General features: G+C 49.5%; 9 protein-coding genes and 1 CRISPR repeat array. Of the genes, 2 read left to right on the top strand and 7 right to left on the bottom strand.

Annotation, left to right across the window (positions count from 1 at the left end):
* Positions 1 to 59: 59 nt before the first annotated feature.
* The 5 genes from K9W43_13330 to K9W43_13310 all read right to left on the bottom strand — a co-directional run bounded on the left by K9W43_13330 (position 60) and on the right by K9W43_13310 (position 6,132).
* Positions 60 to 1,133, bottom strand: a complete 1,074-nt coding sequence (locus K9W43_13330; GenBank protein ID MCF2138207.1) for a DUF1297 domain-containing protein — start codon at positions 1,131 to 1,133, stop codon at positions 60 to 62.
* Positions 1,130 to 2,083: a formate--phosphoribosylaminoimidazolecarboxamide ligase gene (locus K9W43_13325; protein MCF2138206.1), complete on the bottom strand. Its 954-nt coding sequence runs from the start codon at positions 2,081 to 2,083 to the stop codon at positions 1,130 to 1,132. The genes K9W43_13330 and K9W43_13325 overlap by 4 nt, the downstream gene beginning before the upstream one ends.
* Positions 2,080 to 3,441 (bottom strand): amidophosphoribosyltransferase, encoded by a 1,362-nt coding sequence (locus K9W43_13320; GenBank protein ID MCF2138205.1) that lies wholly within the window; start codon positions 3,439 to 3,441, stop codon positions 2,080 to 2,082. Before K9W43_13320 ends, K9W43_13325 begins: the two co-directional genes overlap by 4 nt.
* A 37-nt stretch (positions 3,442 to 3,478) precedes the next feature.
* Positions 3,479 to 4,093: a phosphoribosylglycinamide formyltransferase gene (gene purN / locus K9W43_13315; protein ID MCF2138204.1), complete on the bottom strand. Its 615-nt coding sequence runs from the start codon at positions 4,091 to 4,093 to the stop codon at positions 3,479 to 3,481.
* 119 nt (positions 4,094 to 4,212) lie between these two features.
* Positions 4,213 to 6,132: an FAD-dependent oxidoreductase gene (locus K9W43_13310; protein MCF2138203.1), complete on the bottom strand. Its 1,920-nt coding sequence runs from the start codon at positions 6,130 to 6,132 to the stop codon at positions 4,213 to 4,215.
* Positions 6,133 to 6,347: 215 nt separating this feature from the next.
* Between K9W43_13310 and K9W43_13305 the strand changes: the two genes are divergently transcribed.
* The gene (locus K9W43_13305; GenBank protein ID MCF2138202.1) at positions 6,348 to 6,800 is read left to right on the top strand and encodes a MarR family transcriptional regulator; all 453 of its coding nucleotides are present in this window, start codon (positions 6,348 to 6,350) and stop codon (positions 6,798 to 6,800) included.
* Positions 6,801 to 6,999: 199 nt separating this feature from the next.
* The gene (locus K9W43_13300) at positions 7,000 to 8,778 is read left to right on the top strand and encodes a hypothetical protein (GenBank protein ID MCF2138201.1); all 1,779 of its coding nucleotides are present in this window, start codon (positions 7,000 to 7,002) and stop codon (positions 8,776 to 8,778) included.
* A 261-nt stretch (positions 8,779 to 9,039) separates the two neighbouring features.
* Here the strand turns inward: K9W43_13300 and K9W43_13295 are convergent, their stop codons facing one another.
* Together K9W43_13295 and K9W43_13290 are read right to left on the bottom strand one after the other, a co-directional pair.
* Positions 9,040 to 10,638, bottom strand: a complete 1,599-nt coding sequence (locus K9W43_13295) for an L-lactate permease (GenBank protein MCF2138200.1) — start codon at positions 10,636 to 10,638, stop codon at positions 9,040 to 9,042.
* A 14-nt stretch (positions 10,639 to 10,652) separates the two neighbouring features.
* On the bottom strand, positions 10,653 to 11,636 hold the full coding sequence (locus K9W43_13290; GenBank protein MCF2138199.1) for an NAD-dependent epimerase/dehydratase family protein: 984 nt from the start codon (positions 11,634 to 11,636) through the stop codon (positions 10,653 to 10,655).
* A gap of 329 nt (positions 11,637 to 11,965) precedes the next feature.
* A CRISPR array of direct repeats spans positions 11,966 to 14,358; the repeat unit is 37 nt; unit sequence GTCGCAGAAGAAGATCCCAGATTGAGGGGATTGAAAC.
* Positions 14,359 to 14,421 lie beyond the last annotated feature (63 nt).

The following is a 14,421-nucleotide window of genomic DNA, read 5'->3' as shown; positions in this document are numbered from 1 at the left end:
TGTTTATGAATTCTATGGAAGCACTAATGGACCCGAATTTTCAGCCAAATTGACCGTTTCTACGTTGTGGCCTCATCTAAACGGTCCTCTTTGACGGCCTCTTCAATGTCAATCATGCATACATCAAGTGGAGCATAGATCTCACGATGAAACTTGAGAGAGAGTCGTCGCATCTCGGGACTGGTCGGTCCAACACAGGGGGCTCCCGGCACTCGCGGACTGAGATCGAAGACCACAAACTCGGACTCTTCCGTCAAGGCGCCTTGAAGACTAAAGAGACCTATCATCTTTGGTGGGAAGTGCTTCGCTACGCCCTCGAGAAGTTTCTCTGCGGCCTCATATACCAGAGGCTTCTTGCTCTCACGCATCGTGACTCCCTTGTGCCCGACCTCTTCGTTGACTATGGTCGCATTAAGGGCCAACTGATCACGGGCCGGAAGATTGAGCAACCCGGACAGGTTTGTCTGGACACGGTCGTCAAAACCCACGAGATCGACACTGCCGAACTTGTCCCTCATGGCATAGGCCTGAAAGTTTGCATTAAAACGGGGTGCAAGGATGAATTCCTCCACCGTTGCATGAGCCAGATCGTCTTCTGAGATCGTCTTCTCACGGATCATCTGCTCACTCTTCTCACGATACTCCTCAGTGGACTGCGCGTAGAAGAAGGCGCGTTCAAGAGGACGGTCTTTCTGCTGCACCTTGACGATGACCAGTCTATCGATGTTATCAGGGTCTACTGGCTCAGGTATTCTAATCCCGGACTCTTTGAGCAGCCAGTACTGATCGCGTGGCTGACCTCTCTCCTCTACACGAAGTACCCAGCGATTGCCGTACATGGGAATTCGGAACTTCTTCTCTATGTTATCATACCCAACATACACGGAGAAGGAGCGGTTCGGAATCCAGAGCGTGTTCAGTTCTTCAAGTTGATCCTGAACATCATCATGGATCATGTCACCGAACCTGTCAAGGACGATGACGTGATCATAGAGATGCTTGTTATAGACCGTGTACAATTTTTCACGGCCCTTCTGGCAGACTATTACGGTCTCAAAACCGCTGGACTTGGCGGCCATCCCGATCTCTTCAGCACTATGTGAACCAAGCATTCCAATTGTGGGTCTCTTCATGTCAATGCCTCCTCAAGCCGACCCTGTGCGATCAGCTCCTTGATCTCACGGGCAATCCGGCGCCCCATCCACATCTGCTCGCCGAACTGCAAGTAACTGTAAGGTGACGAGGGAATCCAGATATTCGTCCCTGCCACAATTCGCCCGCTGAACTCGAATGTGTAAATGTTCTGGTCACGATCAATGATGGTCTCTATACAGAACGGTCCAGGTAAGTCTTGGTCGGTGAGCCTCTTAAAGCCCTCAACAAAGTCTTTGCCCATCTGATAGTACTTTGCAAGAGTCGATTCCCGTAGAACAAGCGGCAGGTTTCCAATCACCACAAAAGAGGGCCGGTCATCAAACCGCAGATTAGCATCTGCATCGGTCTCATAACGGATGTCTGCACCAAACACCTCAGTTCGATCATGGGCTAGTGATCTAAAGTAAGTGACAAAGACCTTCGTTCCAACAACGTATTGCTGAATTGCATATTGTTTGTTAGGGTCCATTTTCTGCCGGGCCTCTTCTGCATCCTTAGCAATGAAGTAGCCCTCGCCCCCAGCAGCGCCATAACTCTTCACGATGACGGGAGTCTCGATCTCCTCGACGGTTGCATATTCCTTGGGGACCCTGAGTCCCGACTCGACCATCAACTTGGTCTTCAATGCTCGGTCCTCTTCCCAACGCAATAACTCCTTGTTCCCGTAGAGCCGAAGATCTGATTCAATGATCCGCTCGGCACCAATATACGCCACAAAAGAACCATGAGGAATGAGAACGGTGTCGGGCATGTCGATATCAAGAATATCAGAGAAGGCGTCTACTTCCACGATCGAGTCGCCAAGACCAAAGGCCGTGTAAAACTCGGTCCTATCAGGTGTGGTATAGAGGACTGTATCAAATCCTTCTGCTTTCGCACCAGACATTATGTTAAGAGCACTGTGGCTCGCTATTGTTCCTATCTTCATTTAATGACCCTCTCGTAATCACGAACCCCTGATGCTTCACCGTCATTTGCAATGACCTGCTGAATTCGACGAGCATGAGCAGTAGGATAGTTTCCGTTAATACACGCAAGACAGAGGTCTCGAAGCCCTATTGCATTGGTCAATCCGTCCATTGTCTGGTAGATCAAAGCGTCGGCCTCAATATATTTCGCAATCTGCTCCACATTGGACTCGGAAGCAATGAGCTCACTGGATGTGGAGATGTCGATCCCATAATAACATGGGTGGTCCTGTGGTGGTGAGGTCACCGAAAAATAGACCTTACTTGCACCTCGCTTGCGCAGGTCGGCAACGATCATCTTTGCAGTCGTTCCTCGAACAATACTATCATCCACGACAAGGATGTTCTTTCCGCGAATCTTCTCATCGAGATAGATGTACTTTGACTTGGCCATCGCATCACGTTCGGCCTGTGAACGGGCAATAAAGGTTCGGCCCAGATACCGATTCTTGAGAATGATCTCGCGCATCGGCACATCCAGTTCTTCGGCAAGTGCCTGCGCGGCGGGACGACTTGTGTCGGGGACGGGAGTGACATAATCGGGGATCTCAAGGCCGCGCCTCTTGAACTCGGTGGCAAGTGCTCGCCCAAGTCTGAATCGAACATCATAGACAAGCTGGTTCTCCATCCGTGAGGCCGGATGGGCAAAGTAGACGTACTCAAAGAAGCAATGACTGTGAGTGGCGTTCTGCGAGATAGAGTACGATTGCATCGCACCGTCCTGTGTAAAGATCAAGAGCTCTCCAGGGTACACATCACGCTCAAGAGGGACACCGGCCATATCAAGAACAATGCTCTCAGAGGCAGCGATCACAAGACCGCTCTTTCGTCCGAATACAAGCGGTTTGAAGCCATGAGGGTCGCGGTACACAAACAGTTTACCATCATAGATCCCAATGAGACTGTAAGCACCATCCACGTTCTCATCCAGCATTCGAAATGCAGAGGGCAAGTCGCCATCATTCTCCTTCAAGTAATCATTGATACGGTCAATGATGAATTCTGCATCGCAGTCATAGTGAGAATCCGTGAGCGCGGCAATATTGGTGATGTTACCATTATGTGTCAGAGCAAGGTTCCCTCGTTGAAAGGGCCCAACAAATGTGACCAACTCGGCTTGGGACACCACACGACGCCCAGATGTAGGATACCGTGTACTTCCGAGAATGAGCGAGGCCCCATCCGGAGGCACCTCGATCCGAGAGGGACTGCCCATTGCCTTTGCCTCAATAAAGCCGCCGTTCTCAGTCCACAGGAGACCAGAGGCATCCTGACCACGATGCGCCAACAAGAGAAGGAGCTCTCTCGACGCAGCCAATCCATATGATCCTAATATTCCAAGAACACCACACACACTATTTCACCTGCTCCACTATACGTACACGCCGTTCCTCTACTCGTAATCGATCCTCGCAGAACAGTCTTACACTGCGCACCAAGATCGCGTGCTCTTCGGGTAAGATTCGCTCTGCAAGGGACTCACCGGTATCGTCATCAAGTACCGGTACCGCCGACTGAAGAATAATGGGTCCTGCATCCATCTCCGGCACTACAAAATGGGTAGTACATCCCGAAACCTTCACACCATAGTCTACTGCCTGCCACTGGGCCTTGAGACCCTTGAAGGCAGGGAGAAGAGCCGGGTGTACGTTAATGATCCTATTCTCATATGCTCTGATGAAGGTCTCAGTCAGAATCCGCATATATCCCGCAAGCACAACAAGGTCAACATCATGTTCCCGAAGAACTGCAACAACAGCACGATCATGCGCCTCACGATCAGGATACTGCTTCTTTGTAATGATTGCAGTCTTGATCCCTGCACGTCTTGCCCGCTCTAGACCAAATGCCTTACTCTTGTTGCTGATGACGATGACTATCTCTCCGCCCAGCTCCCCTCGTGCCTGAGCGTCGATGAGTGCCTGAAGATTGGTGCCCCGGCCAGAGATGAGCACCGCAATATGCTTCATGCATCGAGCCGAACGGTCATCCCCATATATGCGTTGTCACTAAGGAAACCGTCAGCATCATCGGCAGACAACTACTCAGATACGGTCGAACACCATATCAAGACTCAACAATGAACTCATCATAGTTCAAATCGAGCAGCGGCACCGAATGCGGAATGGACGGTCTCAAGGAGATTGGTAGTACTCTCAACGGCTCCAACAAGAGAAACCGAAACCCCTCGCTTCTGAAGCTCTTCAGGCAGACGGCGATTCGGCTGAGGAGGCGCAGCCATGACAATGACCGTTGCAGGGATTAATGTCGAATCACCATCTCTGGAGACCACAACGTAGTCACCAGTGACTTGGATCACATTCATCCCAACACTCATCTTGACGCCTCGCCGTTTTAATTCCTTCAGGATCACCCATCGTGTCGAACGACCTAGACCCATGCCTATAGCATTACTCCTGTCCAAGATCTCTACACTCTTTGCCATGTTCGAGAGATAGAGCGCTGCATAGCACCCAGCAACATTGCCCCCAACTATTACAACGAGATCATCTTCAGTGACTCCAGTGCTCAGAATATCTACAGCAGTGGTCACTGTGGGAGCCTCAACCCCATCAATAGGTGGCATTGCGGGAAGAGTTCCTGTTGTACAAAACACATGGTCAAAACCCTCTTCGACTATCATGTCCGCCGTGGCCCGAGTGTCAAGCCGTAGATCAATCCCCAACCTGCGCATCTCACGCCACATATGCGTCACATAGGCCATGAACTCTCCACGACCAGGAGCCTTTGACGCCAGAAGAAGACCACCACCAGGCCGCGACTCCTTCTCGAACAGTGTTACTTGGAACCCTCGAAGTGCAAGAACCCGTGAGACCTCAAGACCCGCAGGGCCTGCACCAACCACTGCGATCCGCCCGTCACCCGGAGGCCCGATCGTTCTTGTGTCTTCATACCCTGCCAGAGGATTAATGGCACAGGTTACAGCACCCATCGCAAAGACACGATCAAGGCAGCCCTCATTACAACCGATACACATCCGGATCTCGCTGGCTCGTCCTTCCCGAATCTTGGTGGGCAGTTCAGGATCGGCAATGAGCCCACGGGACATCCCTATGAGCTGGACCTTCCCGCGATTCAGAATATGTTGAGCCACACTCGAGCTATTGATACGATTGCATGCGATCACAGGAACGTCCACCACCTCAGCGATTCCCTCTGCAAGATAGGCAAAGTGACCGCGGGGCACATCCATAGTGATCTGTGGAACGCGGGTCTCGTGCCAGCCTCCAGTCACATTAATACAGTCGACCCCCGCCTTCACAAATTTCGGAGCCAGAGTCTGATTGTCTTCAAGGGTGAGACCACCGTCCACAAAATCGGCCCCACTCATTCGATAGAGGACAGGATAGTCTGGACCAACAGCCTCACGAACCGATCTGATGACCTCTAATGGAAAACGCGCTCGCTGTTCAAGATCGCCACCATATTCATCATCGCGCTGATTCGTACACGATGCCAAGAACTGATTGATGAGATAACCTGCTGAACCAAGGATCTCAACTGCGTCAAAGCCTGCCTCTCTTGCCCGTGATGCGGCAGCACCATAATTTTCAATCGTCTGCTTGATCTCTTCGAGTGTCATGGCGCGCGGGGTCTCACGGGTCAGTCTACACGGAACTGGCGATGCAGAGACCGCCTGCTCTCCGATCACCAGCGAGTGCGCATATCGTCCTGCATGATAGAGTTGAGCAGCAATAGGTACATCATGCGAATGAACGGCATCGACAAGTCTTCGCAACCCTGCAATATGTCGATTCTCAGAGATGCCGATCATGGTGGGGAGGCTCATGCCAAGATGCTCGGTATAACAACCGCCAACAATGATCAGCCCGGGATGATGCCGGGCTCGTTCAGCATAGAACCCCACTAGCTTGTCAGAGACCTCTCCGTTCTCGCAATATCCGAGATGGGTGGCCAGCATCACGAGTCGATTCTCTAGAGCAAGATCCTTGATCTGTGTCGGTTCCATTAATCGCAGGGAGTTCACTCTCCGGTAGGTCGTAGAACAATAGAGAGACGTCGTGCCTCAAAACAATTTCCCAAGCAAGTCTAGACTAACCATACACTCTCTTCAAAATACGACATATGTAGAGAGTAGTCCAAGGAGACCTCCCCTCTTTCTGCTCGAATGTTTAGACGACAGATGAACAGAAGAATCGATAAAATTATTGCCAAACAATGATGCCCAATAGAATGATAGAGATGCGGTCACGAAAGTCTGAGGGAGAACAATTGCCATTGGTCCTTCAATTAGGACCCACTACGTGGCGTGTGCTTATCATGTTACTTGGGAATAGAGGGCCAGTAGGTCCTCGCGATATTGCTCGACAACTCAACCTAAGTAGTCACAGTGTCGCAATCTACCATCTCGACAAATTGATCGACTATAATCTCGTGGAACGGACCCTTGACGGAGAATATCAGATCTGGCCAGAAGCGAATCTCGGATTTCTAAACAACTACATCTATGTAGGATATAGAGCAATACCCCGAAATGTGATATATGCCTCATTCATCACAGGTCTCGTACTACTTTACTTGGTTCTTGGGGTGGTCGATTACTCGGTTCACTCCGTCTTTGCCCTCACGATAGGAATCTCTGCAATGGTCTTCCTCTGGACCGAAGTATATCGACTGTGGCGAGGTCTCGTATGATCCACTTATATCAGTAGTCCGGTCAAGTATTATTTGGTTCAATTAAGAACTAGAAGTAATCTTGATCATTACCGTTGGCGGGAGGCTACTGGCGTGAAACTGTTTGTGACCGTTTGTGACCCATGAGTGCCCGGTGTAACCAACTGTGGTCTAAAACTTAGACTATTATTCATTTTGACTGTAGTGAGTCCCGAGAGCGATGTCAATAGTCCAATCTCGTACTGCAACAAAGCGGAGGATATACCAAGCCTGCGCAATTGGGATCATCTGTGCAGCTCTAGTCAGCGCAACAATTGTAGTCATGACCCAGAATCCAATCACACCGGAATCTGGAGTTTTCAACATAGGAACCAACGAGGCCAAAAGCGACTACCAGATCACTCCACTTCATGCAAGTCCCGCCAAGACATCATTAGAACTATTTAGAGCCGAGCCGTTTCGTGCGACCGACGAGTGGAAACTCGATTCAAGTCCCCTCTCATTTGGCCGATCAAATATTATTAGATACGGCATAGATCAAAACGGTTCCACATTCGAGATTGTTAATAGTCGGCTCACGTTTGGAAATAGAATAAACGTGCCCATTGAGTTTCTCGATTCACTCAGAGTCACCATTCAAGGACGGCTATTGGCAGGTGCCTGTAAGATCGCTCTAGAATCAAGCCTTCAGAATAAATGGACCGACATCTCAAGTGATGAAAACACTACTCGATTTCAAGAACCCGGCACGTTCGAGGTCACAGTAGATGCACCAGTCAGTGAGACTCGACTATTGACAGAACAGTGGGCATGTATGATCGGGTTCTATGTCACTATTGATATCGAAACCAGTGCAACCATAAAGATCGAATCAGTCACAGTCACGGCTCATGCAACTCAGCCTCTAATCCCGGCAACTTTGAATGTATTGAGTAGCGACGGGGAAAATATATTTAATAACTCGGCAAGTAGAAATCTTGCCATTTGGCCCGGACTGAACATGACCTTGAACACGACCAGCACTTCTGCACTGATTTATCCTCGTCGCGTCAACGACACCGTGTATCTACCCATAGACACCTTTCAATGCAGTTTCGGATGGCACAGAGGAGGTTGCTTTCTGGCCACGAGTCAGACATTCAATTTCACCACATCTCAGACCACAAGTCGAGCAATTGAAGTAACGGTCCCTACGACCCGATTATATCTCGACATCGCGCCCAAGAAATCACTGGAATGGATGATCTTCGGCGAGGATGCCGTAGACAGCATCTATCACAGAATAGCACGCTCACCGACCATGGTACCCGATTTTGTCTATCTCCCAGACATCGTCACGATAATCTCTGTGCTACTGACCGTAAAGAGTTCTGATCACGTGTATTGGTACCAGAGCTACACACCCATCAATGCAAGCTACACATGGAGACTCAGCGTGCATTGGCCGATCTTTGATTTTGCAGGATTTGGCATGTCCGCGGGATCACTGTTCTTGGTTGTATTCACAATAAGCATTCTCGTTGTCCTGATGGTTCACCTTCAACGCGCAGCAGCACCATTCAAGTTGAGATCGTTCCTCAGTAAAAAAGGCAACTTATCAATAACACTCTTGCTACTCAGTTATCTCACACCATGGTATGGACTGCACCAATCATACTTCGCAGGAGGCCTACTTGGTGAAAAGACTGAACTGATATTCATCGCTCTGAATCTAATGCTGACATTTAGCACGAGCGAGTTTGCGATCTTTTGGTCTCCTCCGCTGTCCCCGACCACTATACTCATCGAGGCCCTCTTGTGGTTGCCCGTCATCTATTGGATCTATTGTAAGTATATAAATAAATTCAATGAGCGGACCTTCACCGTGTTACTCACGCTTCCTGTAGCCATCTCGATCATAACCATGCTTGTCGCAAATTTAGATGTGGCCTGGGGATTACTACTTGCAATAGGTGCATTTGTCATCTATCTCAAGGACTTTCAATCTACACAAAAGTAGTCAAGCGCACGTGCACACATCATCACGTACCTTAGAGATCATACTTGACCAACTCTCCGATAGGCAAAGATGATGGTACAGATCGATTGTCTTTACTCGCCTGCACCAGAGCAACGCATTCAAACGTGGATCGCCTACAAGACAGCAAACACGCAATATGAGCCATATCGCATTTCAGCTTGTGATCCCACCCCCAATCTAAATAATATAATAGAGCCGCGGTAGTTGCGGCTCTTCAATACCATGCTCTAAATAAAATCGTCACGCGAAGGCCCATAGCATCGTCAGTATTGCAACGGCCACAGTCATGAGTACTGCGACCACAGCACCATACCGAATCACTTCACCCTCGATACCTATCTCATCAATGACCGCCGCCGCGTTTTGTATCTTCGCAGGACTGATCACACTTGCGAGACCGCCACCTATACCATTCGAGGCGGCAACAACCACCGCATTCGCACCGATCATCGAGCTTGCCTCATAGTGATATCGGGTGAACATAGCAATAGCAGAGGTCTCCGAACCGGAGATGAATCCAGCAAGCAGACCAAGAAATGCAGCTGTCACGGGATACGTGGAACCGAGTGTCGCCGAAGTCATCGAGGCCAAGAGATAGATCATGTTATTGCTTGGGTCGCTGGGCTCCACCCAACCAGTGGGGCTGGGAATATACCCGCTGTAGTTCATCACCTCAGCCATCGCAAAGAAGATGGCCGCAGCAAGCACGGGGCGTGGAGCACGTTGCATGAACTTGGAAAAGGTGCGCTTCATGGTATCATTGTCATGCTTGAAGAACGGAAATGATAGGATGAGCGCGATGAACATCAGGGTGTAAGCCTGCCACAAGATCTTCGTACTAATAGGATGAGGATAGGGTCCGACCTGAACGACCCAATCAAGCTGAACCATCAGCAGAGTCCTGATCGGTTCTATCAAAGTCGTCGCCAGACAGAGAATGACAAGAATCGTCCACGGAATACTGGCCTTCCGCAGTCTCATGTTCTGCTCGACCTCGTGGTCCTTCTCGTCGAGCCCGCTACGATCAATGATCGATTTGCCTTGGAGGCGCGTGTATGCATACAGTACAAAGATGACTGCTGCTCCAGCATAGACATTCGTGAGAATCGTCTGATGAACAAGAGGACTGTTCGCAACGATCGCAACCCCTCCAGCGGTCACACCACTTATGATTGCCAAGAACAGACTCTCTTTCTGAAAGAGCAACTTGCGACCACCAGCAATCCAGAGCATTGAGATAGCAATCCCTGTGGTGATTACGGGCATGAACATGGCAAAGACCTCACCTGCCTGAGAGAGCGTGAGGGCGGCTCCAGATGCCTGATTGTACTCTCCGACAAAGACCTTGACAGGAACTCCTAGCAAGGCAAAGGTCGTGAGAGGATCGTATCCGATCGAAGGAAGGGCCACAGCCACCAAGGGGGAAAAGCCCAGAGCCAGCATGACAGGTGGCAACATAGTGACTGGCGTTGCGCCGATACCGACCAAGAACAGACCAAGGCCAAGGCTGATGAGCATCACCTGCATCGGTTTGCTCCCGCCACCCAGCGTCTTAAAGAACACAATGAGACGCTGAAGTGATCCGGTCTCCTGCATGTAGGTCATCATTAGAATGGATGTTGCAACCATCAGCGAGATCGGAAAGGACTTGACAATTCCCGCAACGCTGGATACCAGTGCGACTCCGATATCAGTCTGGAAAGCAACGACTGCAATGACGAGCGTCACGAGCCAGACGACCACTCCAGTGACATCGGCCGCTTTCTTGAGAACGATCAGCATCAGAAATGCTAGCACTATCGGTGTTATGATCAGTAGTAGTCCTATCAAGGGGTCCAAGGTGATTCTCTCCTCTACAGGTAATCATTCTCTTTGTACCAAGTGATGGCTCTTCGAATAGCCTCCTGCATCGATAACTCTGGAGACCAACCAAGAAGACGCTTCGCCTTCTCGTTCGTGTACCATCGGTCTTGGTCCATACTCTCAATCGTCTTAGTGTGCCACAAAAATGTCGTCCGCCCACGATTCTTGAATGGACTCATCAACGCAATACCCAACTTGGCCACTGATACCGGAACTCGCCTCTTCGGAGGTTCAACACCAAGAGTGTCAGCAATGAACGGTATCAAGTCCTTGTACTTCATCGGCTCATCAGGACAGAGGATCAACGTGTTGTTCCCTGCACTCTTGGATGTCAGGGCCATCGCAAATCCGTTGACCACGTCACCCACGTATGTGTACATGATGTGCCTCTCGCCACTGCCAGGAAGTATGGGAATCGCACCATCATTGATGGCCTTGATCAACTCGTACCCAGTATAGAGATCACCCTCACCTGTGACTCCGGTCGGCCGCAGAATAATATGCGTCAGTCCCGTGTCCCGCGAGATCTCCCGCACGATCTTCTCCGCCATGACCTTGCTCTGCCCGTAATCGAACTGGGGTCTCAACTCGGTATCCTCATTGCCCGGCGGATAGCGGACGGGGCCTATGGTTTCGGTCGTCGAACAATAGATGAAACGTTCAACACTGGTCCCGATACAGGCGTTCATCAGGTTCCGCGTCCCATCAACATTGACCTTGTACAGGAGATCAACATCGCTCGGGTAGAAGTCAAAGTACGCCGCTAAATGAAGCACCGCCTCCATGTCCTTGACAGCCGCCTCCATCGAAGGCGCATCCAGCAGATCACCCTCCCGAATCTCTACGCCATCAGGAAAATTCTGCGTGTTACTCGTCCTGCGTACGAACGCATAGACCTCGTGGCCTTCCTCAACAAGGCGACCCAATAATCGCCGACCGATAAATCCGCTTGCTCCGGTAACCAGAACTCTCATTTCTGCACACACCTCGCGGTACCTGACTCATTGTTACTACCATTTATCTGTTCCCTCATCCCTACCACCCGACAAAATACCTGCTAAACGCCACCCAGTTCCGTGATCATATATCACTCCCGTCCCGCAGTTGAGATCCATCAGCAGACGACAATCGCTATCCTCACGATCTATCTCAGACCATTCCGTGTTCGGGTCGCGGACGGTTGCCCTTTATAAAGTGTGGTGATCCTTATAAAGGACCTTGCAAAATCGGCATCACCACATTGCACCACCCCACAAAGACTTATGAGGACCCCTTTCCTTATTTTTCATGGGTTTTGGCCCCAGTCGCAGAAGAAGATCCCAGATTGAGGGGATTGAAACTGCGTACCACCGCCGAGAACGTAGCCATTCCGAGGAGTCGCAGAAGAAGATCCCAGATTGAGGGGATTGAAACACAGACGCATCAGTACTGATGCACATCTTAATGAATGTCGCAGAAGAAGATCCCAGATTGAGGGGATTGAAACGTATTTCTCATGTAATTACCTACTAAATAGTTATAGTCGCAGAAGAAGATCCCAGATTGAGGGGATTGAAACAGCCTCAACACTATTCATTCCCTGTGTACCAGTTGTGGAGTCGCAGAAGAAGATCCCAGATTGAGGGGATTGAAACGTCGTAAGTAGCAACCCACATTTGAGGGTGGAAGTGGGTCGCAGAAGAAGATCCCAGATTGAGGGGATTGAAACCTTCTCGACAGCAATTTTCGCGGGAACGCTTTGAGGACAGTCGCAGAAGAAGATCCCAGATTGAGGGGATTGAAACAAGACTGCTACCAAATAACTTAATAGTGGTCTTCTCTCGTCGCAGAAGAAGATCCCAGATTGAGGGGATTGAAACTTCGAGCGTGGAAATGCTCCATCACCAACCTTACCCAAGTCGCAGAAGAAGATCCCAGATTGAGGGGATTGAAACATGACTAGCACAAATCTATTCCGTTGCTTCTCATCCTTGTCGCAGAAGAAGATCCCAGATTGAGGGGATTGAAACAGTTTGACCTTGTTTCTCTCTATAGAACTGTTGTGGAATGTCGCAGAAGAAGATCCCAGATTGAGGGGATTGAAACACCGCGAAACTTTCATTCAACGCTTCATCTGGAATAAATGTCGCAGAAGAAGATCCCAGATTGAGGGGATTGAAACTGACACGATGGAACATTACACTATTGCATATGGGCGATTAGTCGCAGAAGAAGATCCCAGATTGAGGGGATTGAAACTTAATCGGAGAATCAATCTCCATATGCAAAACAAACCCAGTCGCAGAAGAAGATCCCAGATTGAGGGGATTGAAACCTATCTTCCCTGTGAGAGGGATGAGATTGACCATGACGGTCGCAGAAGAAGATCCCAGATTGAGGGGATTGAAACCAAAAGGTCCACAGCTCCCTTGAAGACGGTCAGGCCCGCTTACAATGTCGCAGAGAAGAAGATCCCAGATTGAGGGATTGAAACCGTTTACCGTTCCGTGGTGACTATACGTAAAACCATGATTGGCCTGTCGCAGAAGAAGATCCCAGATTGAGGGATTGAAACTGCAATTCAAATGAAATTGGCAAGGGACGAAATCACGCAGGTCGCAGAAGAAGATCCCAGATTGAGGGGATTGAAACTATTTGTCTACATAACCACACACTTCTCACATATTGGTCGCAGAAGAAGATCCCAGATTGAGGGGATTGAAACTATAAGGAATTTTTCTACATCTCTTGGATGCTTTGAAGTGTCGCAGAAGAAGATCCCAGATTGAGGGGATTGAAACACCAAGGATGGTTCATCTCGGGCCATGCCCCAACGGGCTAGATTGTCGCAGAAGAAGATCCCAGATTGAGGGGATTGAAACGTAAATGGTAATCCTGATGCCACAAGATGCAACTCAAGTCGCAGAAGAAGATCCCAGATTGAGGGGATTGAAACAATGTAGGGCTTTCCGCTACCCTCATATCAACAGTATGCAGTCGCAGAAGAAGATCCCAGATTGAGGGGATTGAAACGAATCAGGATCGAAATAGCTGGAAACGCTGTGGCCACAAGTCGCAGAAGAAGATCCCAGATTGAGGGGATTGAAACCAGGCGGTGCCCTAACGGGCCCCGGCATAGGGAAGTCGCAGAAGAAGATCCCAGATTGAGGGGATTGAAACTATTGAGGTGGATATCTGGAGATCCTATAGCCACGGGAGCCTGTGTCGCAGAAGAAGATCCCAGATTGAGGGGATTGAAACTTATATAGGGTTATTGGATTCTGAGTGGTTTCATCTATATCGTCGCAGAAGAAGATCCCAGATTGAGGGGATTGAAACTTCTCGTTCATTGTCTTTACCCCTGTAAGTTGAAATCAGGTCGCAGAAGAAGATCCCAGATTGAGGGGATTGAAACTCCGTTGCTATCGGAATGTCATTGATAGCCATATAAAGGTCGCAGAAGAAGATCCCAGATTGAGGGGATTGAAACTGTAACAAAGCCGCCAATAAGTCTAGTGCATCCCCACCGTCGCAGAAGAAGATCCCAGATTGAGGGGATTGAAACTTCTCGTTCATTGTCTTTACCCCTGTAAGTTGAAATCAGGTCGCAGAAGAAGATCCCAGATTGAGGGGATTGAAACAGTTTGACCTTGTTTCTCTCTATAGAACTGTTGTGGAATGTCGCAGAAGAAGATCCCAGATTGAGGGGATTGAAACACCCGAAACTCATCATTAAACAATTCATCTGAATAAATGTCGCAGAAGAAGATCCCAGATTGA

It is taken from the genome of Candidatus Thorarchaeota archaeon, assembly GCA_021498125.1.
GTDB lineage: Archaea > Asgardarchaeota > Thorarchaeia > Thorarchaeales > Thorarchaeaceae > B65-G9.
Note: the sequence above shows the minus strand (reverse complement) of the source record. Positions and strands in the feature narration are given on the sequence as shown.

Coding starts and splice junctions, on each gene's coding strand:
- K9W43_13330 (MCF2138207.1), bottom strand. CDS start 1,133: ATGAAGAGACCCACAATTGGAATGCTTGGTTCACATAGTGCTGAAGAG.
- K9W43_13325 (MCF2138206.1), bottom strand. CDS start 2,083: ATGAAGATAGGAACAATAGCGAGCCACAGTGCTCTTAACATAATGTCT.
- purN (MCF2138204.1), bottom strand. CDS start 4,093: ATGAAGCATATTGCGGTGCTCATCTCTGGCCGGGGCACCAATCTTCAG.
- K9W43_13305 (MCF2138202.1), top strand. CDS start 6,348: ATGCGGTCACGAAAGTCTGAGGGAGAACAATTGCCATTGGTCCTTCAA.
- K9W43_13300 (MCF2138201.1), top strand. CDS start 7,000: ATGTCAATAGTCCAATCTCGTACTGCAACAAAGCGGAGGATATACCAA.
- K9W43_13290 (MCF2138199.1), bottom strand. CDS start 11,636: ATGAGAGTTCTGGTTACCGGAGCAAGCGGATTTATCGGTCGGCGATTA.